This is a genomic window from Pseudoalteromonas sp. CST2 (assembly GCF_028599385.1).
In the GTDB taxonomy this organism is placed as follows: Bacteria; Pseudomonadota; Gammaproteobacteria; order Enterobacterales; family Alteromonadaceae; genus Pseudoalteromonas; species Pseudoalteromonas atlantica.
Map to the genome: position 1 here is coordinate 1 of NZ_JAQREO010000027.1, position 22,141 is coordinate 22,141.

15 protein-coding genes and 1 tRNA gene are annotated in these 22,141 nt (G+C 41.1%); 6 read left to right on the forward strand and 10 right to left on the reverse strand.

Features of this window, described 5'->3' with window-relative positions:
- Positions 1-133 precede the first annotated feature (133 nt).
- Positions 134-208, forward strand: a tRNA-Arg gene (locus PSH41_RS19820).
- A 166-nt stretch (positions 209-374) separates the two neighbouring features.
- On the opposite strand, the gene PSH41_RS19825 is transcribed toward PSH41_RS19820, so the two are convergent.
- The 5 genes from PSH41_RS19825 to PSH41_RS19845 form a co-directional block, all read right to left on the reverse strand.
- Complete coding sequence (locus PSH41_RS19825) at positions 375-1,193, reverse strand: hypothetical protein (protein WP_273590040.1); 819 nt, start codon at positions 1,191-1,193, stop codon at positions 375-377.
- 153 nt (positions 1,194-1,346) lie between these two features.
- Entirely contained in the window at positions 1,347-1,907 is a 561-nt protein-coding gene (locus tag PSH41_RS19830; RefSeq protein WP_273590041.1) for a hypothetical protein, read from the reverse strand.
- Between the two features lie 477 nt (positions 1,908-2,384).
- Positions 2,385-3,317 (reverse strand): exopolyphosphatase, encoded by a 933-nt coding sequence (locus tag PSH41_RS19835; RefSeq protein ID WP_024033066.1) that lies wholly within the window; start codon positions 3,315-3,317, stop codon positions 2,385-2,387.
- Positions 3,318-3,622: 305 nt separating this feature from the next.
- A complete protein-coding gene (locus tag PSH41_RS19840; RefSeq protein WP_029774513.1) occupies positions 3,623-5,071 on the reverse strand; it encodes a dihydrolipoyl dehydrogenase in 1,449 nt (482 codons plus the stop codon).
- An 82-nt stretch (positions 5,072-5,153) separates the two neighbouring features.
- Positions 5,154-5,882, reverse strand: coding sequence for a glutathione peroxidase (locus PSH41_RS19845; RefSeq protein ID WP_055252882.1), 729 nt, complete (start codon positions 5,880-5,882; stop codon positions 5,154-5,156).
- 109 nt (positions 5,883-5,991) lie between these two features.
- Here PSH41_RS19845 and PSH41_RS19850 point away from each other — a divergent pair, with 109 nt between their 5' ends.
- Entirely contained in the window at positions 5,992-6,882 is an 891-nt protein-coding gene (locus PSH41_RS19850) for a LysR substrate-binding domain-containing protein (protein WP_186807306.1), read from the forward strand.
- Here PSH41_RS19850 and PSH41_RS19855 read toward each other — a convergent pair.
- Positions 6,879-8,072 (reverse strand): flagellar assembly protein FlgT, encoded by a 1,194-nt coding sequence (locus PSH41_RS19855; RefSeq protein ID WP_273590042.1) that lies wholly within the window; start codon positions 8,070-8,072, stop codon positions 6,879-6,881. The genes PSH41_RS19850 and PSH41_RS19855 overlap by 4 nt on opposite strands.
- A 129-nt stretch (positions 8,073-8,201) precedes the next feature.
- Between PSH41_RS19855 and PSH41_RS19860 the strand changes: the two genes are divergently transcribed.
- The 3 genes from PSH41_RS19860 (at position 8,202) to PSH41_RS19870 (ending at position 11,699) form a co-directional block, all read left to right on the forward strand.
- Entirely contained in the window at positions 8,202-8,657 is a 456-nt protein-coding gene (locus tag PSH41_RS19860) for an LPP20 family lipoprotein (protein ID WP_004589651.1), read from the forward strand.
- 376 nt (positions 8,658-9,033) lie between these two features.
- Positions 9,034-9,741 carry a transglutaminase-like cysteine peptidase gene (locus PSH41_RS19865; RefSeq protein WP_374275124.1) on the forward strand — a complete coding sequence of 236 codons (708 nt, stop codon included), beginning with the start codon at positions 9,034-9,036 and terminating at the stop codon, positions 9,739-9,741.
- A complete protein-coding gene (locus PSH41_RS19870) occupies positions 9,741-11,699 on the forward strand; it encodes a bifunctional diguanylate cyclase/phosphodiesterase (protein ID WP_029774508.1) in 1,959 nt (652 codons plus the stop codon). The genes PSH41_RS19865 and PSH41_RS19870 overlap by 1 nt, the downstream gene beginning before the upstream one ends.
- A 134-nt stretch (positions 11,700-11,833) precedes the next feature.
- On the opposite strand, the gene PSH41_RS19875 is transcribed toward PSH41_RS19870, so the two are convergent.
- The 4 genes from PSH41_RS19875 to PSH41_RS19890 are packed head-to-tail and all read right to left on the reverse strand — an operon-like array spanning position 11,834 to position 18,028.
- Positions 11,834-12,421, reverse strand: a complete 588-nt coding sequence (locus tag PSH41_RS19875) for a LuxR C-terminal-related transcriptional regulator (RefSeq protein WP_248531576.1) — start codon at positions 12,419-12,421, stop codon at positions 11,834-11,836.
- 23 nt (positions 12,422-12,444) lie between these two features.
- On the reverse strand, positions 12,445-13,866 hold the full coding sequence (locus PSH41_RS19880) for an HlyD family type I secretion periplasmic adaptor subunit (RefSeq protein WP_055252885.1): 1,422 nt from the start codon (positions 13,864-13,866) through the stop codon (positions 12,445-12,447).
- Positions 13,863-16,001: a type I secretion system permease/ATPase gene (locus PSH41_RS19885; protein ID WP_273590043.1), complete on the reverse strand. Its 2,139-nt coding sequence runs from the start codon at positions 15,999-16,001 to the stop codon at positions 13,863-13,865. Before PSH41_RS19885 ends, PSH41_RS19880 begins: the two co-directional genes overlap by 4 nt.
- A gap of 53 nt (positions 16,002-16,054) precedes the next feature.
- Positions 16,055-18,028: a TolC family outer membrane protein gene (locus PSH41_RS19890; RefSeq protein ID WP_273590044.1), complete on the reverse strand. Its 1,974-nt coding sequence runs from the start codon at positions 18,026-18,028 to the stop codon at positions 16,055-16,057.
- Between the two features lie 224 nt (positions 18,029-18,252).
- On the opposite strand from PSH41_RS19890, the gene PSH41_RS19895 reads away from it, so the two are divergent.
- The coding region (locus tag PSH41_RS19895; protein ID WP_273590045.1) for a beta strand repeat-containing protein at positions 18,253-22,141 on the forward strand (3,889 nt) is incomplete at its 3' end.

Genomic DNA, 22,141 nt, shown 5'->3' on the forward strand with positions numbered 1-22,141 from the left:
TGTAAGCTGTAAGCTGTAAGCTGTAAGCTGTAAGCTGTAAGCTGTAAGCTGTAAGCTGTAAGCTGTAAGCTGTAAGCTGTAAGCTGTAAGCTGTAAGCTGTAAGCTGTAAGCTGTAAGCTGTAAGCTCGATGCGGCCTCTTAGTTAAATGGATATAACGGCCCCCTCCTAAGGGGCAGTTGCAGGTTCGATTCCTGCAGGGGCTACCAACCAAAAACCTAATGCAATATTAGTAACTCTTTTGTGCCTGCGTAGGTCGGATAAGCGAAGCGCCATCCGACACAGTAAAATACCTTACCAATTATTATCAATATTTTATGTTGCCGAGTGGCTGGAGAGTGCCAATTGCGGACAGTCGTAACCTTGTTAGGCATTTTAATGTGGGCCAAAAGCCCAATTACATGAAACCCAAAAACTATAATCTTCTTTATATTCTTTATATACACTCAGTACAGAATAAACCTGAGCGGGTAACACGTATTTATTAAATGCTTCTTCTGGTAATTGTAAAACTGAATAGTTATAAGGAATAGCTAGCTCATTTATATTCTTAAGGCTCAATTTGGCAAGAGTTTTTTTAATAATATCGTCAGGGAAATCTGCAACAAATGAGAATATTTTTCCATCGGAAATAGAATTTGAATAAATATCAAAGGAAGTTGTTTCGCCATCAATAGAAAAGCTAGGTTTCCCATTGGAGTTAGGGTAAGTGATTTTAACAAAGTTCCTAATCACTTGCGGAATATCAGACATTTCAATACAAATTAAATGGCTTTTATACAAATCAGATATAATAACAATTGCAGATTCAACTAATTTAGATTTAGCGATTAAATTATCAGATTTCGATTTTTTATAAAACCTTACGTCATCGTTATCAGATTGATTCATCGAATCTTTTTTAAATCTTAATGCATCTAGATTAGTACATTTAAATAAAACATTTTCTCCCAAACATAACGGTCTAATTATTTCTAATATTTTTTCATCTGTGTCTGATATGAGTCCATTTTCAATAAAAATTTTCTTTGAACGAAAAGCATTGATTTTATTTTTGATACACTTTCTAACATGGTTTTTGAAGGATATCATTGCTGAAAAACTAGCTATTGAAAATAATGAAGGCTCCCAACCTGGTTCAAAGAATACCCAGCCTAAAGATCCAATAAAAATAATAACAGTAAATATAAACAATGTAGCCTTCCTAAATATGATGCCTAACGCCGCGTTAAGTGGTGAGCAATGCAGACCCCCTACTTAAACCATTGTGCCGTAAATACTTAGACTGAAGAAAACCGAAAATGCCGAGCGTTGGGAATCCGTCTTAAACACGTTGTTATGACGCTATTATCTATGGTTTTCTGCTTTCAACATATCTCGGAACAAATCTTCCATTTGATCAAAGACCTCTATGCGTAATACTTGTAGCTGCTCTTCGTATTTTTGTTCTGATTTTTCATGGACTAATTTATAGCCTAGATTCATAACATTATTTATTTCTAGAGCAATGTCTTTTGGAAAATACAATCGATGATGGTCAAAGTAATCATTTAATGCACGAAAATCAGTCTCTAAATTGATACTGAAATCTTCCAGCTTTTTATCAGCTAAACTCAGACAACCCAACATTAAACGATATAGCTCAGTTATGCAGTCTTCCCGCTTTTTATAGAGGCTTGTAAATGTCACTTCATGTTCTTTTTGAAGTTGGGAAAGTTGAGATTTGAGACTTTCAATTTCTTTCTGATATTCAGCCTTTTGCGTCTCAAGTTTAGTTTGGTTGACCAGCTCGTACTTCTTAATCACGCCTTTAGCGATCGTATTTGCGAACAGTTTCGCTACAATACCTAAAGCTGCTGAACTGCCGATAGCTGCAAAAATCGTTGTAAATGCTGACTCTAAACCCATTTAATTTTCCTTAAAGTTGAATAACCGTCATAACAACTTTATCGAAGGATGCTCTCCCTATTTAAGCGCCAAAACGTCCTTATTTTATGTACTTATATTAATAGCAAATAGCGTAAGCTATTGCCAACTATAAATATTATGCTTTATGTAGCTTATATAAACATGTAAAAAAGAGGAAAGTGTCCCTGACTCTCATTAAGTTAATGATAACTCACCTGAATGACTATATATCGCTCAAAGCCGCCCTTAAAAAACCAAAGATGCCAATAACTACTGAGTTGAAGTGTTAGTAAAACAGTAATTATTATAACTACGTATAAAAAAGCGAGTAAATATAAATCTACTCGCTTTAAAATTTTGACAGCTTACAGCTTACAGCTTACAGCTTACAGCTTACAGCTTACAGCTTACAGCTTACAGCTTACAGCTTACAGCTTACAGCTTACAGCTTACAGCTTACAGCTTACAGCTTACAGCTCAACCATCACTCGTAATCGTATCAATCAGCTCACCAAGCACCGCTTCGGCTTTGCTGGTTTCTACTTGGCAGGTGCCGGCATTTAAGTGGCCGCCACCGCCGTATTTAAGACATAACTCGCCCACATTGGTGTTTGAGCTTCGGTTGGTGATTGATTTACCAATGGCAAATACTACGTTTTGTTTTTTAAGGCCCCACATTTTGTGAATTGATATATTGCAGTCGGGGTACATGGCGTAAATAACAAAGCGGTTGGTGGCGTAAATAGTTTCCTCTTGAGTTAAATCTAGCACCACGAGGTTTTTATGCACGGTTGCGCATTGTGCTATTTGCTCTTTGGCCTTTTCGTTATGCTCGTTATAAAGCGCAACACGTTCGGCTACGTCTTCCATTTTTAAAATGTCTTCAATGCTTTGATCTTTACAGGCATCAATTAGCTTCATCATTAATTGGTAGTTTGAAATTTTAAACTCGCGGAATCGGCCAAGGCCTGTGCGTGCATCCATAATAAAGTTCATTAATACCCAGTCTGTTGGGTTGAGTATTTCGTCTTTTGAGAACTGCGCTGCATCGCCTTTATCTACGGCTTCCATCATGTCTGTGCTGATGTTTGGAAATTTTTCTGCGCCGCCATAATAATCATAAACAACGCGTGCAGCAGAAGGGGCTTTAGGGTCAATTACGTGGTTTTTAATATCGCTTGCGTTACGTACGGTTTCGCTTAAGTGATGGTCAAATGCAATGTGACAGCCAGCAACGTAGGGTAGATTAGTGGTAATGTCGTTTGCAGTTATGTCTATTTTGCCATCTTGCATGTCTTTTGGGTGTACAAATAAAATGTCATCAATTAGGTCTAAGTCTTTGAGCAGTACGGCACATACTAAGCCATCAAAATCGCTGCGGGTGACTAGTCTAAATTTATTATTGGGCATAGCTTTTCCATCTTGTTGTGATTGAGTAATCAAATAAGTGTAACAGCTAAAATAATTTTTGAGAGGTTATAGCAATCGAATTAAAAATTTAGTCACTCTAACGTACTAAATAAAGCGTAAACGGCGTTATAAATTTTTAAGTAGAACAAATGCTTATCGAAATTAGGCCTTTGTTATTACTCTGTTTATCTGTTGCTATCAATACCTCATAATTTAATACAATGGGTATTAGCGTTAAAAAAGCCAAAACGACTGTTTTGGCTTTTTGTTAGCAAGTATGTATTTGTTTTATTACTGTATAAAAGTTAAGCGCCTGGTCCGCATTCCATACAGCTGTTAATAATATCTGGGCCAAATTTAAGTCTGGCATTTAAATCGCGTAGGGCAGTGCGTAAACCTTCTTCAATTACTGGGTGGTAAAATGGCATATCCAGCATTTCTGGTACGGTCATTTTGTTTTGCACAGCCCATGCTAATAAATGAGCAAGGTGTTCGGCTTGTGGGCCAATAAATTCTGCACCTAAAAATAAGCCTGTGCCTTGCTCTGCGTAAACGCGCATATGGCCTTTATTTTTAAGCATTACTCGGCTGCGGCCTTGGTTTTCAAAGCTCACTTCGCCTACTTCAAAGCAACCACATTCACCTAGGCGGTCTGTAATTTGTTTGTAGCTGTCGCCTACCATTGCTATTTGTGGGTCGCTAAACACTGCGGCAATTTTTGCGCGGCGAAGGCCAATGCGTACATCGGGGAAGCGCCCAGCATTTTGACCGGCAATGGTGCCTTGATCAGATGCTTCGTGTAGCAGGGGGATCATATTGCTGGCATCGCCCGCTATAAATATATTTGAGTTACCACATTGCATTGTGTGCGGGTCGGCGTGTGGCACACCGCGCTCATCAAGCTCTATGCCGGTATTCTCTAAACCTAGCTTGTCTACATTGGGTACTCGGCCTGTGGCTGCAAGTACGTAGTCAAATTGCTCGGTGTGTTTAGCACCGTCTTTATCGGTGTAAGTAAGCTGGGCTTTATCGCCAACTTGCATCATGTCAGATACGTTTGAGTCGGTATCTACAAAAAATTCTTCAGCAAAAACAGTGTTTGCATAGTCTTTAATTACTGGGTCGGTAAGTGGGCCAATTGCGCCGCCAACACCAAATAATTTTACGTTTACGCCTAAGCGACTAAGTGCTTGGCCAATTTCTAGGCCTATTACGCCTGGGCCAAATACAGCCACTGACTCTGGTAGGTCGTCCCAGTCAAATACATCATCATTTATAATAAGTTTGTCACCAAAGTTATTAAACACGCCTGGGTATGATGGGCGTGAACCCGTGGCAATAACAAAACGTTTAGCAGTAATAATGATGTCATCGTCAATTTGTACGCGGTTGGCGTCTAAAAACTTGGCGTAGCCACGAATTTTATCTTCATCAGGAATGTCGTCTACGGCTTCTACTACGAATCCTGCAAAGCGGTCTCGTTCGCTTTTAACACGTGCCATAACTGCTTTGCCGTCTATTCTTGGCTTTGAGCTATGTACACCAAATGCAGGTGCCATTTCAATTGAATGCGCGGCTTCGGCTGCGGCAATAAGTAATTTACTTGGCATACAACCAACGCGTGCACAGGTAGTACCGTACGGGCCTGATTCAATCATTAAAACGTTAGGGGTGAATTGTTTTGCGTTACGGTATGCGCTTAAGCCTGCAGTACCTGCACCTATAACAACAACATCGGTTTGTAATTCTTTCATAGTGGTATCCTTTATTATTTTCAATCTGAGCGATGAGATTGATATAGAGGGGCGCGTACGCCCCTGCTATTTTTTTACTTAATTAAGCAAAGTATTTTTCTAAATCGTCTGAGCCGCCAATGTGTTGTCCACCAATAAATATTTGTGGAACAGTGTCACGGCCAGAAATTGCTTTAAGGCTTGTTAATGTAGCGCCTGCACCCATAACAACTTCTTCAAATGCGTAGCCTTTTTCTGTTAGTAGCTCTTTTGCTTTTTTACAGAAAGGGCAACCAGGCTTAGTAAATACGGTTACTGGCTCTGGCTTAGTTTGTTTTGGGTTGATGTAGTCAAGCATTGTGTCTGCATCAGAAACTTCAAACGGGTCGCCTGGTAAATCTGGTTCGATGAACATTTTGTCGATAACGCCATCTTTAACTAGCATAGAGTATCTCCAGCTGCGCTTACCAAAGCCTAAATCGTTTTTATCTACTAACATGCCCATGCCGTCAGTGAATTCGCCGTTGCCATCAGGTAATAATGTGATGTTTTGCGCTTCTTGATGCTCTGCCCATGCGTTCATTACAAATGTATCGTTTACTGATACACATACAATTTCATCAACGCCATTTTGCTTAAGTACACCGGCTAACTCGTTGTAGCGTGGTAAGTGAGTTGATGAACAGGTTGGTGTAAATGCGCCCGGTAGTGAAAACACAACAACGGTTCTGCCTGTAAAAATTTCGTCTGTGGTTACTGATTTCCATTCGTCGTTTTGACGTGTTGCAAATGTAACGTTTGGGATTGTTTGACCTTCAATATTCTTTAACATAGTTTGTTCCTCTTGATTTGTTGGAGCCATTATGGCGAGAATTTAAATATAGTTCCAATCGTTTGTTTGTATTAAACTAATAGGTATAGCCTATCAGGTGGAGATGAATTTGAACTTAAAAGATTTAGAGTATGTAAAAGCAATAGCGCACCACAAGCATTTTCGCAAAGCGGCCGATGCCTGTTTTGTTAGCCAGCCTACACTAAGTGGGCAAGTAAAAAAGCTTGAGCAAGAGCTTAATGTTGTTTTATTTGACCGCTCAACTAAGCAAGTTACATTAACAGCGCAAGGTGAACGTTTGTTGACACAAATAAACGTTATTTTAGAGCAAACAGAAATCTTAAAAGAGCTGGCGGCTACTTCGAACGGGCCGCTACAAGGTAAGCTAAGAATTGGTATTATTCCTACTATTGCGCCGTATTTACTCAGCGCTTTACTGACCTCTATGAAAGCGGCGTTTAGCGATAGCCACTTTTCGTTTATAGAAATGCAAACAGCGACTATGCTAGAGGCGCTTGATAACGGCGAGCTCGACTTTGCAATTTTGGCCGATGTTCCCGAGCTTAAAAACTACCATACGGTTAATGTGTACAAAGAAGACTTTATGGTTGCTGTTTCAACCGATAACCCGTTATCTAAGCGTAAAAAAGTAGCGCTAAGCGATTTACAAAGTTGTAGCCTATTAATGTTAAGTGATGGTCATTGCTTTAAAGATCAAGCCCAAAAGTTTTGTTTTGCTGCGGGAGTGGATGTGTCAAACCAATATCAGGGCAATAGTTTAGAAACTTTATTGGCGCTGGTGGCAATAGATGACGGGGTGACATTTGTGCCCAAGCTTGCGTGTACACAGCGTGTAGGCATTGATTATTTAGCTATTTTTCCTAATCAGCAACGTAATGTGGTATTTGCTTGCAGAAAACACTACCCGCGTTTGGCGGGCGTTGAGCAATTAGCCCAGTGGTTGGCAGAGCACCCAAATTTAAAGCGGGCGCTTATTTAGCGTTCTTGGCTTACAACCTCTACCACATCGTTTATTTGTACCCCAGGCAAAGGCTTGTCGTTAAGGCTTACAGCAATTGCGCTTTGTTTATAAAGTTGCTCAACCACAATGGTGTTAAGCGTGGTAATGGTATGCGGCATAGTATTGCCTTGTGCATCGGTTAAGTAGTTATGGTGCGCAATGCTTAATAGTTGGCCTTTTTTAAGGCCATGATCTTTGCCTAGGTTTATCACCAATTTATTGTTTTCCATGTACATTATTTTTCCTTTAGTAGGAAAACACGCCATAGCCGCTTGTATATCGTAACTGACCGTTTGATTTATATCGCTAATACTTTGCCCAAAAGGTGATTGCCAAAACCTATCACTATTTACATCAACTATGGCTGTTTTTTCAAATGGCCATACAGCTTGGGTATGATAGCTGTTTTGCCATAATTGTTCGTACGTGGTGCCATCAAACAACATAAACTCAATAGCGTAGCTGCGCTGGTAGGTTTCGTCTTGCCAAAAGGCGTAGTCGTTGTTGAGTTTATCGCTTGGCGCTAAATTGGTTATTTGGCTTAATAAAACATATTGCGCGTTGCTTCTGGCTGAAAGCTCTTCTAGCTGTGCATTTGAGTAGTCGTGCTGCTGATTAAAGTAATTGTCTACATTAATTGCTTTATTGTAGTAAGCAACGGGCAGGGCGCTCATTTTTGTGCTTTGCAAAGCGCTAAATAACTTTTTACTAATGGCTTTATTTACGTCAAATATTTGACCCATTAAGGCATGTTCACGATGAACAAGCTGGCTTTGGGTTACAGCAACAAATTTATTAAAGTTACTTTGTGGGCATTGCTCTGTTTGGGCAAATACATCAAGCCTAAGCGTAATGGCAAATTGTTGATTTTGGCGTTGCTCGCTCACCAGCTCTATTTTTTGTATTTCGCCGTGGCTACTAATTTTTAGCTGATCTTGCGTTAGCACGCCATCTACCAAGGTTTGTACAGAGCTAACCCGGGCGCCAGAAAACACTAATGCTTGTGTAATTGCATCTTTAATCGCGGCCGATTTAGCACTGCTTATGTCGCCATTTTGGATTTGTGCATGGCCGGTAGATTCAAACCATTGTGCGTAAGTACTGGCAGAAAACGTTAATAATGCAGCGCTAGTAACACCTGCAAATAGTGATGATAAAAACGTGTTCATACTGGTACTCCACATAAAATTAGTTAATTACGCTTTAGCTAAGCAAGGACTGCACCAATATGAGGACTTTATAACACATGGCATTAAACCTGCATTTATTTGCGCAATTAGTTTAAAGGGTGCAAATAAATGCGTGCAATTATATTACTTACTTTAGCAGGCCTTGGTCTTGCCGGTTGCAGCAACGTGTTTGATAAACATGTTGAGTACAAATATGTAGAGCCAAATAATTATCCCATACTTAAAGCGGTTGGTTATGCGCCTATTAGCTTGCAGCAAGGGGCTAATAAATCACAAAAGCAATTAATGGCAATTAAGGCCTCTAAGCTTGAGGCGTACCGTGAACTGACAGAGCAAGTTTATGGCCAAAAAATTACAGCGGGCACGTCTGTAGCAGGAGCTATTGCTCAAAACGATTACATGGAAAGTAAAGTGCAGGGCATAATTAAAGGTGCGCAAATTATTAAAACTTACTCAGTTGACGATGTATACGTTACCGAGCTTGAGCTAAACATGAAGCGCGTGCACGACTTATACATAGGTGAAATTAAGCCGCGTGAAGTTAAAAAAGTGACCTACTACTAAGTAACTGGCCAGTACTTTAAATAGTAAAGCTATATTAAGCTGCTATTTTAGCAGCTGGTTTTAGCGTTAAGCGCGTGCGCGTGGAATATACTCGTACAGCAATACATAACTTTGCTATTTACGGGAGAGTTTGGAGCGTTTTTCTGTAAATCTAGGGTTTGATAAATCAGCTTTAAATACAACGATGATTCAAAACGTTAGTTAATGTATTAAGCAAAGTTGAAATGACCGAGTTAAAATTTAAATCTAGTAAAAAAACACATACAAAATATCTCATCCTTTTATATTGAGTGCTATGCTGTTGTTACGAATAATATTTGAACAAGTAGTGTAGCGTTTGGTATATGTTTTTAATTTTTCTTTTTTTGGGCTGTGAATGACACTTAGGCTCACTCTTTCCTCAAATAAGCTATTTTTTTGGTGCAAAAGCAATTTGCGCTATTTACTGCTATTTTTTTTACTTTCAAGCGGCGTGTTTGCGAGCCGTTTAACTATTCAATTTAATACCTTTATAGAATTAATGGGGCAAAAATATGGCCCTGCGCGAGTCACTGTGGCGCGTAATTGGCAAACTATGCTGGTGCGCACCCAAAATAAACCAGAACAACAACAAATTTTAATTGTTAACGACTTTTTTGCACGCAATCTTCGATACCAAACCGATATACAGCTTTGGAAGCAAAACGACTATTGGGCTACGCCATTAGAAACTCTTGGCCGTGGTTTAGGTGATTGTGAAGATTATGCCATTGCTAAATACATTAGTTTACGCGCCTTAGGCGTAAGCGACGACAAGCTTAGGCTTATATATGTAAAAGCTAAGCTTGCTGGTACAAACAAAACACAAGCACACATGGTATTAGGCTACTTTGCTACGCCTAATGCTCAGCCGCTTATTTTAGATAGTTTAATAACAAAAGTGTTACCTGCAGCAAAACGCGTTGATTTAAGCCCGGTATTTAGTTTTAACAGCCAAGGTTTATGGGCAAATAACTCGACTAAAAGTGTAGCCAGCCCGACAGCAAGGCTATCGCGTTGGCGTAAAATTTTGGAGCAGACATCACAAGAAGGGGTTATGTGGTAATGGCGTCATTTTCCTTATTTAAGTTTTTCAAAAAAAGAAAAATCACTCTTAGGCAAGAGCTGTGGATCACTTTGCTGGTGGTGATTTTTGTTGGCTTTATAAGTAGCGTGTTAATAAGTACTAACTCTGCTAGAAACTATTTTTCTACGCAGCTGTATTTAAAAAATGTTGATAATGCTAGCTCTTTAGCGCTGATGATTAGTCAGCTTGAAAAAGACCCTGTAGAGCTTGAGCTGTTAGTGTCGGCCACTTTTGATACCGGCCACTACAAACGTATAGAACTGCAAGACCCAAATGGTGAGGTTATTGTAAAGCGCGTATTTACCGACACGTTAGAAAATACCGCACCAGCTTGGTTTAGAGCGGTATATGGGCTTAATGTACAGCCAGGTGTAGGGCAGGTTAACAACGGTTGGCAGCAATTTGGCACTTTATTTGTTGAAAGCCACAGCCAATATGCTGAGCAAGCATTGTGGGAAAGCGCCCTTAAACTGTTTTTTAGCTTTTTAGTGGTGGCCTTTTTTGCTTGTGCCATAAGTGCGTATTTATTACGTAGAATTTTAACGCCACTTGATGATGTGGTGTACCAAGCTAACGCCTTTGGCGATAAGCGTTTTATTAAGTCAAAAGTGCCAAAAACCTTTGAGTTTGCACGCCTTGTGCAGTCGATGAATTTATTATCGACACGGTTTAGTCGCATTATAAAAGAAGATAATAAACGCTTAGAGGAGCTGCGTTTTAAAGCCCAGCACGATGAGCTAACAGGGCTTGCCAATCGAGAGTATTTTAGTGCCACATTAGAGGCTCATTTACAAAAAGTGAAAGATCATGCCCATGGTGCTTTGTTTTTATTTAGGGTGGTTAATTTAGATAAAATAAGTGAATCGATTAGCCGTGTAGAAATGGTTAACTTTTTACGCCGTTTTTCTCAGGTGTTAACGCAGTTTTTAGAGTCGAATCAGGCGCACTTTTCAGAAAACTATATTGCGCGTATATCACATACCGACTTTACTGTGTTGTTTAGCGATACTGATGATATTCAAGCGCTTAGCGAGCAAATAACCGCATTGCATAAATCGATTGTTGATGAATACAAAAATATTGATTTGGCCATTGTACACAGTTGTACCTACATTGAGAAAAACGACACCCGATTTGATTTATTACGCCGTGTAGATGGTTTATTAAAAACAGCAGGTAACAAACCTGGGGTGCAAGCAAAAGTCATTGATAATAAACAAAAGAGTGAAATTTTTGATGACTCAACTGGCTGGCAAAAGGCTATTGAGGATGCACTTGAGCAAAAAACTATACAGTTAAATTGTTTAGAGGTTATGGGTTTTAACGACACCTTGTTGCAGCATCAGCTTAGTTTAAGTTTAGAATTTGGCGGCCAACATTATAAATCCAGCTACTACTATCAATGGGCTAATCGCTTAAACCTATTAGCGCGTTTGGATTGGAGTTTAATCAAGCAAATTGTTAAACAGTACGGTGAAGCGCCGCCAAATGAATTGATTGCTGTAGAGCTTTCGGCGCAAACATTAATGGATGATACCGCGCTTGCCTCGGTATTAACCTATGTGTCAGCCTTTCCTGATTTGGCAAAAAATATATGTTTTGATATACGCGAAAACATTGTCGTAAACGAAAAAGATATATTTAAGGAGTTTTGTGAGCAGGTGCGTTGTATGGGCGCTAAAGTGGCACTTAAACGTGTGGGGCCTGAATTTACTAAGATTAAGAACATTCAAGAATTTGGCTTAGAAATGCTTAAAATAGACAGCATTTACGCGCATAACATTAGTTACAGCCAAGACAATCAAACCTTCTTACGCGGTGTTTGCACATTAGCACATTCTATTGGTATTAAAGTGGTCGCGCAGGGCGTAACAAGTCAAGACGATATAGATACACTGGTTAATCTTGGCTTTGATGGAGTTATTAAAGAGTCGTAAAGCTACTCTTTAATTAAAGGGGAGTGGTTTAATAATGGCGGCGAATAGGTAAATGCAATTCAGTATTTAACCTATAAGCCGTTGTTTAGTAAGTTTAACTATAACTGGCGAAGGTTTTATTATTCCAGCTTAAGCTAGTTACCTTTAACGGCTAACATAAGTTGTATACGGTCGCGCACTTTTAACTTAGTGAAAATTGAGCTCATGTGCTCTTTAATTGTCCGCTCTGTAATATTAAGTGACTCAGCGGCTTGTTTATTGGTTGCCCCTGTTATAACTATATCAACAACTTGGCGTTCGCGTTTAGTTAAGCTTTGAATATCGCAGGCTTGGGTGTAATTTATTTGCTGCTGGCTTAGTGCCCCAACAATATTAGATAGCAATTGCCCAGGTAACCACAGACCGCCTGAGCAAATAGTCTCAAGTACTTGTTGTAATATTACTTTAGATGCAAGTGCTTCTACATAGCCTCTTGCGCCCGCTTGCAGGGCTGCTCTAAGTTCCTCTATTTCTAGATTTGTGGTCATTACAATAACTGGCAAGCGTTTGTGGGCATATTTTTTTACCAGTTCAAGCCATCCCGAAGTGCCCGCTAGAACCCATATAATACTTGATGTATTAATTTGTTTTGGTTCTTTGGTGCATATTACACAACCTGCAAACGCACTTCGCCAGTGGCTCGATTCAAGTTCGGGTTGTGTAATAAATATACTTTGACGCATTAATTTACTCCAATAAATTCAGTTTAGCGTTCTGTCATTGCTTGCGATGTAGCTCTGAGTACGGGTTTAAGTAAATATTCCAAGACGGTTTTTTTACCAGTAATAATATCCACTTGTGTGGTCATTCCTGGAATTATAGTCAACTCTTCTGAAAAGTTATTTTTAGTGGTTTTTAATTGCACTAAATAAAAAGTATTTTCTCTGTCGTCGGTAATTGTATCTGCACTTATATGCAGTACCTCGGCTTCTAGTCCGCCGTATACTGCAAAATCATAGGCGCTAAATTTAATCATGGCGGGCTGCCCAGGGCGTAAAAAGGCAATATCTTTCGGCGGTATTTTAGCCTCAACAATAAGTTGATCGTCTAAAGGGACTATTTCTAAAACGTCACTGCCGGGTTGTAAAATGCCGCCTACGGTATTAACCAATAAACGTTGTACCGTGCCTTTAACCGGTGATTTGATCTCAGTTTGGGCCACTTTATCGGCAAGCCCTGATTCGGTTTCTTTTATCGACTCTAAACGCAGCAATGCCTCCGAAAGCTCGTTGTTCCAGCGGTTGATCATAGCAAGTTCCACTTCTGTTACTTTGTTTTTAGCTTCGTTGATAGCCGATAAACTCCGGTTAATAACGGCTTTAGTGCGGTTTATTTCGCCGTTTAAATCAACTATTTCACGCTCTAACCTAATGATGTCGATATCAGATACAGCACCGGTTCTTAACAGTGGGCGTGTTACTTGCAGCTCACGATTACTTAGCCTTAGAGCGCTAGTGTGTTGTTGCAAAGCGGCTTTTGCTTCAATGTGATCTTGTCTGCGTTGTTCTAGCTGGCGTTTATGAATTGCCACTTGCTGCTCTAATTCTTGGCGATTACTTAAATATATTGAGCGCTCATGAGCGACCGCCTCGGGTACTTGCTTAACAAGCTCATCAGGAAAAACGAGATCTTCTTTTCTGGTAAGGGCTTGTAATCTGGCTACTTTTGCAGTGAGTGATTGCACTTTAGATTGGTTTTCTCTAAAGCTTGAAATAAAACGAGTAGGGTCGATTTTTATTAATACGTCACCTTCTTCAACAATTTGCCCTTCTCGAATATTTATTTTTTCTACCATACCGCCATCATAAGATTGCACTAACTGTAATTTATTTGATGGGATAACGCGTCCTTCACCACGGGCTACCTCATCGAGTGGCGCAAAGCCTGCCCAAATTGTAAGCAAAATAAATGCAATGCAAATGAGGTATAACAAAAAACGTGCGCTGGCAGGCTCTTGCTGCATTTTTTCCCACTGCGCATCGACTACCCAATCTTGTGATTCAGGAGGCGAAAGCCAGCCTTTAAATAAGCGATTAAAGATTGAAGGCTTACCTTTTTTACGTGCTTCTATTGCTTTACTTACCGATTCAAAAGAGCGCTGCTCTAGTGGCTTTTTATTGTCACTCATGATGCTTGCTCCACTGTTTGGTTATTCAGTGCGGCAATTACTTTTTGTTTAGGCCCATCGGCAACTATTTTTCCGTTATCGAGCACGATGATGCGATCAACCAACGAAAGTAAAGACGAGCGGTGAGTAACTACAATTAGGGTTTTGTCTTGGGTGGCGGTTTTTAAATTTTGAATAATTTTATTTTCACTATTGTGATCAAGCGATGAGGTAGGCTCATCTAACAGCATAATAGGAGGGTCGTTTATTAATGCACGCGCTATACCAATTACTTGTTTTTGGCCGCCAGATAGCAAGCGACCTTGCTCACCAACTTGTAGGTCAAACCCATCGGGGTGAGAGTTGATTAACTCGAATAACTGGCTTTTTTCGCATGCGCTAATAATTTGCTCATCTTTAGCATGCCATGCGCTAATAGTGAGGTTGTCTTTTAAACTACCAAAAAACAACGCTATATTTTGTGGTACGTACCCTATGTTATGACGAAGTTCTGCGGGGTCTATTTGTTGTATATTGTTGTTATCGACCATTACGGAGCCTGCGGTTGGGTCGTAAAGGCCTAAAATAAGTTTTTCGAGGGTGCTTTTACCCGAACCATTGCGCCCCAAAATAGCCACTTTTTCGCCCGCTTTTATTTTAAAGCTAATATTACTAAGCGCATCGGCCGCGTCGTCTTCATACTTAAAGCATACGTCTTTAAATTCTATTTCGCCGTTTAATACGGGGTGGCTTAACCAATGTTTATTTGGCGGGCGCTCAACGTCTTTCTCCATTATTTCGTTAAGCGATTGCATAGCAATAGCAGCATGATGATATTGCGCAAGTACGGCGGCGCATTGCCCAAGCGGCCCCATTGCACGTGATGAAAGTAAGTAAGCGGCTATTAATCCCCCTTGCGTGAGCTCGCCTTCAATAACTAAATGAACACCGATGATCATAATGATCACGCCAACACATTGTTGTATCCACGCTGCACTATTAGAGATTGAACTTGAGATTAAGCGACTTTGCGCATTAACCTGAGCAATATAAATAGTTGATTTTTCCCATGCTGATTGGGTTTTGCACTCGCTGTGAAAACTTTTTACATCTTCAATGTTGGTTAAGCTTTCTACAAGTATGGAGTTGCGCATTGAGCTTGCTTTCATGGTTTGCTCTGACAGCGCTTCAAGTTTTCTGTGGGCTGCTATGCCATAACTTAAAAGTATTAGGGCACCTGCGATAATGGGTAGGCTTAGCGGTACACCTATTATTGCAATAACAATTAGGTATATAGCAACAAAGGGTAAATCAACCAGCGCGACCAAGGTTATTGAGCTAAAAAAGTTACGTACGGCTTCAAACGATTGTATGTTACTCGCAAATGACCCCGCTGATGAGGGCCTATTTTTAAGCTTCATACCAAGTACGCGCTCCATAATAACCGCAGACACTTTTACATCTATACGACTTGCCGCAAGCTCTACAAAGTAGCTGCGTACTAAGCGCAGTACAAAGTCGGCGGTCAGGGCTATTAAAATACCGATGGCTAAAACCCAGAGGGTTTCTGTTGCATGGTTAGGAACTACGCGGTCATATACATTCATTACAAATAAAGGCATGGCAACAGACAAAACGCCTAATGCAATGGCGGAGATTATGACGTCTTTGTATAGTGCGCGGCATTCTTTTATTACGCCCCAAAACCAGCCGTCTTTAGAGAGCTTTTCAAGCACCGGGGAGCGCTCATCAAACATAAACTCTGGATGAGCATAAATAATTAAACCTGTTGATTTTTCAATTAACTGTTCTAGGTCTTCTTCTACAACAGACTCGGTTAGCTCGGGGTAAGTAACTTGCGCTGTTTGTTTTTGGTTATCAATAGCGGTTACCACGCACGCTTGGTTATTATTTAAAATAATAATAGCGGGTAATAAAGCAGTATTAATTTGATTAAGAGGCTTATTTACAACTTTTGATTTAAAGCCCACACGTTTTGCAGCACGTGCAAATCCTGAGGGCGTTAAGTTTCCATCTGTTAGTGGGAGGCCATTTAATAAGGCCTCCCTTGAAAAATCTTTATCATGAAAGCGGCACAATACTGCAAGGCAATTTACCAGTGCGCCGCCATGATCAAGTACATCATTTAATTCCATATACCATCCAATGTTATGTAAAACATTCTAAATTTATTTGTTTTAAGCACCTCTTAACTATCGGTAATAACCGCCTCAATACGGCGGTTTGCCGCATTAGCACGTACCGAAATTTCATTAACGCGTGGCTGATCAATACCATAACCAAATGATTGAACACGATTTGGTGCTATACCAAATTGCTCAATAAGTAATTGTGCTACGGCAAAGGCGCGTTGCTCTGAAAGTTTGCGGTTGTATGTTCTATCGCCATCTAATGAGGCGTGACCTTGGATCTCTACCTTTTTGTCAGGGTTATTTTTTAAAAACTCCGCGAGCTTTTCTACCTCTTGCAAGTACTCTGGGCGCACTTGGCTTGAGTCGGCTGAAAAGGGAATGCCTATTTCAACTGAGTCGGTCGCTTGGTCATACAAAGTACACCCAGACAGGTCTACATTTGTTCCCGCTGGGGTGCTTGGGCAGGTGTCTTGCTCGTTAGGTACGCCGTCGTTATCGTCATCTGCAAAACTCGATGCGCTAGGGGTCTCTGGTGGCATTTCTAAATACCTAGGCATTGCTGTAACGCTCATGTAGGCGTTATCTTGCTTGGCTTTTTTTTGTAAAAAAGCTTTGCGCTTAAAGGTGGCAGCTACATCGTAACTTGGGCATATATTTTGTGCGTTATGCACGATTGGGTCATCTGTTAACTCTGTTAATGTTGGGTACTTGTCAGACATAACATTTAGAGCTGGCAATAGTTTACCCATTTCGTTAAGCATAGTTAAAATGGCTGTTTGTCTATCGTATTGAGCAACAATGTACGAGCGGTTAGATTGAAATGCTTCGTTTTCAGCGTCAAGTACATCAAGCAAGGTGCGTTGGCCAATATCAAATTGGTCTCGGTAGGCTATTTTTACTCTGTTTGACGAGTTTTTATAGCTTTCAAGCGTAGGTAGCTTTTGCTCTATATTGTTCACATTATGATAGGCAATTTGTAGGCTTTGACGAATATCAACACAAGCTTGATCGCGTTGATACTTGGCAATATTTACATCTTGGTATGCTTGTTCAAGGTTGGCGCTATCTAGGCCCCCGTTGTACAGGTTATAGGTTATGTCTATACCTACCCGTGCTTCGGTTCTTGTTTCGTTTAAACCTAGCTCGTCTCTGTCTTGTGTGCCGTAACGGGCAGATAAATCTACGTTTGGATGAAACGCTGCCTTTTGTGCCTGTGCATTGGCTTCTTGCGCCTCTATATTATAAAGCGATGCGTAAAAAGCAGGGCTGTTTTTATAGGCTATATCAAGCGCTTGATTAATAGAAATGGGCACGTTTTGCTCATCTAATTTGGCTTGTTTTATATCATTAACGGGTAGCTCGCCAACAACTCTTAAATAACGCGCGGTTACATCGTGCAGGTTAGCGTACTCGGTTAGCACATTAGATTGCGCTAGCGATAAGCGCCCGCTAATTTGCTCTAGATCTGCTGCTCGGGCAACACCGGCTCCTACACTTTGTTCAATTTGTTGGTATACAGACTCGTGTTCTTGCAGGTTTTCTTCAGCGAGTGTCACAAGTTCTTTAAATTTTTGCACATCTAAAAATGCAATAGATGCATCTAATGCAGTTTGCTCTGTTTGTGAGAGTAATTCAAAATACCGAATGAGCTGAATACGCTCAAACCTTTCAACGGTGTTAGATGTTCTAAACCCGTCGTAAAGCATTTGAGTAACACTAAGCTCTGCAGTGTTGCGGTTGTATTCGTCTTCAATACCGTAGTTTCGGCGCTCATAACCTGCGCTGGCAGATACATCAACGCTAGGTAAGTAGCCTGAGCGGGCTGCATCTACGCCATAAATTGAGGATTTAAATGTATGCCATGCTTGTTGTACCTCTGGATTATTTTCAATTGCTTTACTGGTGACGTATGTAAGCGGTGCCACAGAACTGTCATCGGCTTTTACCACGTTAGTTGCGCCAAGCGCACTTAGCGTTAAACCTATAAGCAGCTTTCCTTTTTGCTTTAGTAAAGTATTTTTTGTAATCATTTCTTCCTCTTAGGGTTACTTGGGCTATCAATACCTACCCTATGGTTTAGTCAATAAATGCATATTTCGCAAATAATCGTTTTGGCTAGCATAAAATTTATTATCTACCACTTTTTTATTTTTAATGTTTTTTTAAAAACTGTACTTGAGTACAGTATCTAATGCGTTTTGCTGTTCTACATTTTAATTAATAGTTTTTAATTATTATGTTTGAGGTAAGTAAAATGGAATCTAATCAATTATTAGTAATAGACTTAAAAGGGTCTGCTGGTGTTGTTTTAGAAGATGGCACAATTAAGCCACTTGAAGTGGGCGATACTATTACTGTGGGCGATTTAGTGGTTACCGCCGATAATTCATCGCTAACAATTGATGTGCAAGGAGAAACACTGTCGATTCCTGCTAATCAAAACGTAAAGATCACCCCTGATTTATTAGCACAAGAAACCCGCGATAGCAGCGAAACCACAGTGTTTGACGAAAGCCTAGATGCGGCCATTGCCAGCTTAGAACAAACTGATAATAACGATGGCCAAACGGCGGCTAATTCTGATGTTACTGACTTTTTAGATGCCTTAGAGGGCGATGGTGATATTTTAGATAATTTAGAAGCAACAGCCGCAGGTGGTGCTGGTGGTGCGGGCTCTGGTGGAGGAAGCTCATTTGTTCAGCTTACACGTATTGCGGAGGGGGTTAACCCTAATAGCGTTGCATTTGATTCAAGCTTTGATCCTGATTCTACAGAGGCGCTAAATATTCGCGACACCTCTGATGGGGTAGTTCCTGATGATGGCACTGCGTCTATATCATTAAATGAAGTAGGTTTAACTAATTCATCTCAACCAACAATTAGTGGTACAAGTGAAAACTTAGTGGGTGAAACAGTAAATATTACTGTGACAGATGAAAATGGTAACTCTCAAGTAGTAAGCGCGGTTATTGGCCCAGATGGCACGTTTGAAATTACACTACCTAACCCGATAGCCGATGGACCCGTGAGCGTAGTTGTAGAAGCCACCGACCCAGATGGTAATGCGTTTAACGATGCTATTTCTATTGAAATAGACACCACAGCGCCTGTGATTAATATTGACCCAGTTGCAGACTCTGCATCTCAGACAGTAACGGTTACGGGTTCGGTAGCGGGTTTGAATACTGGCGACAACGTCTCTGTAACTCTTACCGATAGTACAGGCACACAACAAACAATTGTTACACAAGTTGATGCACAAGGTAATTGGAGTATTACCACTACATCGCCTTTAGCAGAAGGGGAGTTTAATGTTAACGCAATAGCAGTTGATGCCGCTGGTAACCAAGCAATTGACCAAGCTGTTGCGAGTATTGATTTAACCGCTCCAGAAATTACAGTTACAGTAGCGGGTGAAACTAATAATGCTACGCCACCATTAACTGGTACTACAACCGGTGTGCCACAAGGTACTGAAGTAACAATCACAGTAACCGACAGTGCAGGCGAAGTGCAGCTTTTAACAGCCATTACCGGTGAAGATGGTAGTTGGGCTGTTGATGTGGGTGTGGCACTACCAGAAGGTGACTTTACTGTTGATGCGCAGGTGAGTGATAGCGTAGGCAACCAAGCACTTGCAAGTGATGTTGGAGTTATTGACTTAACGGCGCCAATTGTAGAAATTAATGCGATTGCCGATACGCAAGATACAACCCCAATTATTACTGGCTCTGCGCAAGATGTGCCAGCAGGCTCGGTAATTACCGTGGTTATTACTGATATTAATGGGCAAGTTCAAACGCTGTTAACGCAAACAAATGATGATGGCAGCTGGTCTGTAAGTGTTTCTACCCCTTTAGCACAAGGTGAGTTTGAAGTTAATGCAACCGTGACCGACACTGCAGGTAATGAAGCACAAGCTGTAGAGCAAGGGTTAGTTGATTTAACTAGCCCTGAGATAACGGTTACGGCCATTGCAGACACTAATGACACAACCCCTACTTTTGTAGGCCGTGTTGAAGGGGCACCAGAGGGCTCTGTAATTACTGTTTTAGTAACCGATAGCGACGGTAATATACAAACCTTAACAACGACACTTGAGGCTGATGGCACGTGGAGTGTTGAATCGCCCAACGCTATTCCTGGCGGCGAGTTTAGTGTTACCGCGACAGTGAGTGACCCTGCGGGTAACGAAGCATCCGCGCAAACAAGTGGTGAAGTTACATTTGCCCCTATTTCTATTCAAATTGACTCTATTGCAGATACAAATGATACCACGCCATTTTTAAGTGGTAATACCGGTAACGTGCCTGCTGGTACCACTATAACCCTAACGATTACCGCAAGTGATGGCAGTACTTTTAATCTTTTAGCGGTCACTCAAGAAGATGGTTCTTGGAGCGCTCAAGTTACAGAGCCTCTGCCTGAAGGGGATTTTACCGTAGTTGCAGCCGTTATAGACGATGCGGGTAATGAGGCACAAGCAAGTACGGTCGGTAATGTAGATTTAACCATAAGTATTAATTTTATTATTGATACTAACGATACCACTCCAACAATTAGTGGTACTACGCAAGATGTTGACGCAGGTGCGGTTGTTACTGTTACCTTTACAGGCAGCGATGGCGCAACAGAAACTGTGCAAGTAACCACAAATGCTGATGGTTCGTGGTCAATCGAAGCAACCGAGGAGTTGGTAGAGGGGCAATTTACGGTGGTTGCAACAGTAACCGATGCTGCTGGCAATACTGCCTCTGCTACTGAAGTAGGGGAAATAGATTTAACTGATCCTGCGATTACTATTAACCCAATTACAGATACAAACGATACAACACCGAGTGTGACAGGTAGCGTAGTAGATGTACCCCAAGGTACTGAGGTTACCTTATTAATAACCGATAGTGACGGTAATCAACAAACTATTACAGCGGTTACAAATGCCGATGGAAGCTATAGCGCCGATATACTTAATGAGCTTAGCGAAGGTGACTTTACAGTTACTGCAAGTGTAAGTGACGAAGCAGGTAATAGCAGTACTGCAACGGTTACTGGCACCATAGATTTAACCGCACCTACCGTAACTATAGATAATATTGGTGATACAAACGATACAACGCCTACTATAAGCGGCTCTACTCAAGGTTTAGCTGCAGGTAGTGTGGTTACAGTGATTGTGACTGATAATGCTGGCGCTGAGCAACAATTTGTCACTGCTATAAATGGTGATGGCACATGGAGTATAGATGTCCCACAGGCATTAGCTGAGGGTGAGTTTAGTGTGGTGGCAAATGTAAGTGATAGTGCTGGTAATAGCGCGCAAGACTCACAAACTGGCTCTATAGATTTAACCGCACCAACTATTAGTGTAAATGACTTTACTGACTCTAACGATTCAACACCTGTATTTAGTGGTACCACAACTGATGTAGAGCCAGGTAGCTTGATCACTGTATCAGTAACAGACTTTAATGGTGACTCGCAAACCTTAACGGCAGTTGTCGCAGAAGATGGTTCTTGGCAAGTAGGTGCAACGACTGCAATTGCTGAGGGGGAGTTTACAATCACGGCCACAGCCACTGATGCAGCTGGAAATGAAGCCTCAGCCACAACTACAGGCGTTATAGATACCGCAGCGCCTACAGTAATAATAGATCCGGTGGGTGATACAAACGACACCACACCCACTATTTCAGGGTCTGCCACGGGCGAGCCTGATGGCACAGTTGTTACGATCACCGTGACGGATGAAGCGGGTAACCCACAAACCATTACTACCGAAGTGCAAGCCGATGGCACCTTTAGTGTGGATGTACCGAATGAGCTAAGTGAAGGTGAATTTACCGTTGAGGTATCGGTAACCGATAACGCGGGTAATGAAACTACAGCCACCACCACAGGTGAGGTTGATACCGCAGCGCCTACAGTAATAATAGATCCGGTGGGTGATACAAACGACACCACACCCACTATTTCAGGCTCTGCAACGGGCGAGCCAGAGGGCACAGTTGTTACGATTACCGTGACGGATGAAGCGGGTAACCTGCAAACCATTACTACCGAAGTGCAAGCCGATGGTACCTTTAGTGTGGATGTACCCAATGAGCTAAGTGAAGGTGAATTTACCGTTGAGGTATCGGTAACCG

Excerpts from the sequence above, each read along its gene's own strand:
- PSH41_RS19855 (WP_273590042.1), bottom strand. The coding sequence starts at position 8,072 with ATGAACACGTTTTTATCATCACTATTTGCAGGTGTTACTAGCGCTGCA.
- PSH41_RS19880 (WP_055252885.1), bottom strand. The coding sequence starts at position 13,866 with ATGAGTGACAATAAAAAGCCACTAGAGCAGCGCTCTTTTGAATCGGTA.
- PSH41_RS19830 (WP_273590041.1), bottom strand. The coding sequence starts at position 1,907 with ATGGGTTTAGAGTCAGCATTTACAACGATTTTTGCAGCTATCGGCAGT.
- PSH41_RS19835 (WP_024033066.1), bottom strand. The coding sequence starts at position 3,317 with ATGCCCAATAATAAATTTAGACTAGTCACCCGCAGCGATTTTGATGGC.
- PSH41_RS19875 (WP_248531576.1), bottom strand. The coding sequence starts at position 12,421 with ATGCGTCAAAGTATATTTATTACACAACCCGAACTTGAATCGAGCCAC.
- PSH41_RS19870 (WP_029774508.1), top strand. The coding sequence starts at position 9,741 with ATGGCGTCATTTTCCTTATTTAAGTTTTTCAAAAAAAGAAAAATCACT.
- PSH41_RS19885 (WP_273590043.1), bottom strand. The coding sequence starts at position 16,001 with ATGGAATTAAATGATGTACTTGATCATGGCGGCGCACTGGTAAATTGC.
- PSH41_RS19840 (WP_029774513.1), bottom strand. The coding sequence starts at position 5,071 with ATGAAAGAATTACAAACCGATGTTGTTGTTATAGGTGCAGGTACTGCA.
- PSH41_RS19890 (WP_273590044.1), bottom strand. The coding sequence starts at position 18,028 with ATGATTACAAAAAATACTTTACTAAAGCAAAAAGGAAAGCTGCTTATA.
- PSH41_RS19860 (WP_004589651.1), top strand. The coding sequence starts at position 8,202 with ATGCGTGCAATTATATTACTTACTTTAGCAGGCCTTGGTCTTGCCGGT.
- PSH41_RS19865 (WP_374275124.1), top strand. The coding sequence starts at position 9,034 with ATGACACTTAGGCTCACTCTTTCCTCAAATAAGCTATTTTTTTGGTGC.
- PSH41_RS19845 (WP_055252882.1), bottom strand. The coding sequence starts at position 5,882 with ATGTTAAAGAATATTGAAGGTCAAACAATCCCAAACGTTACATTTGCA.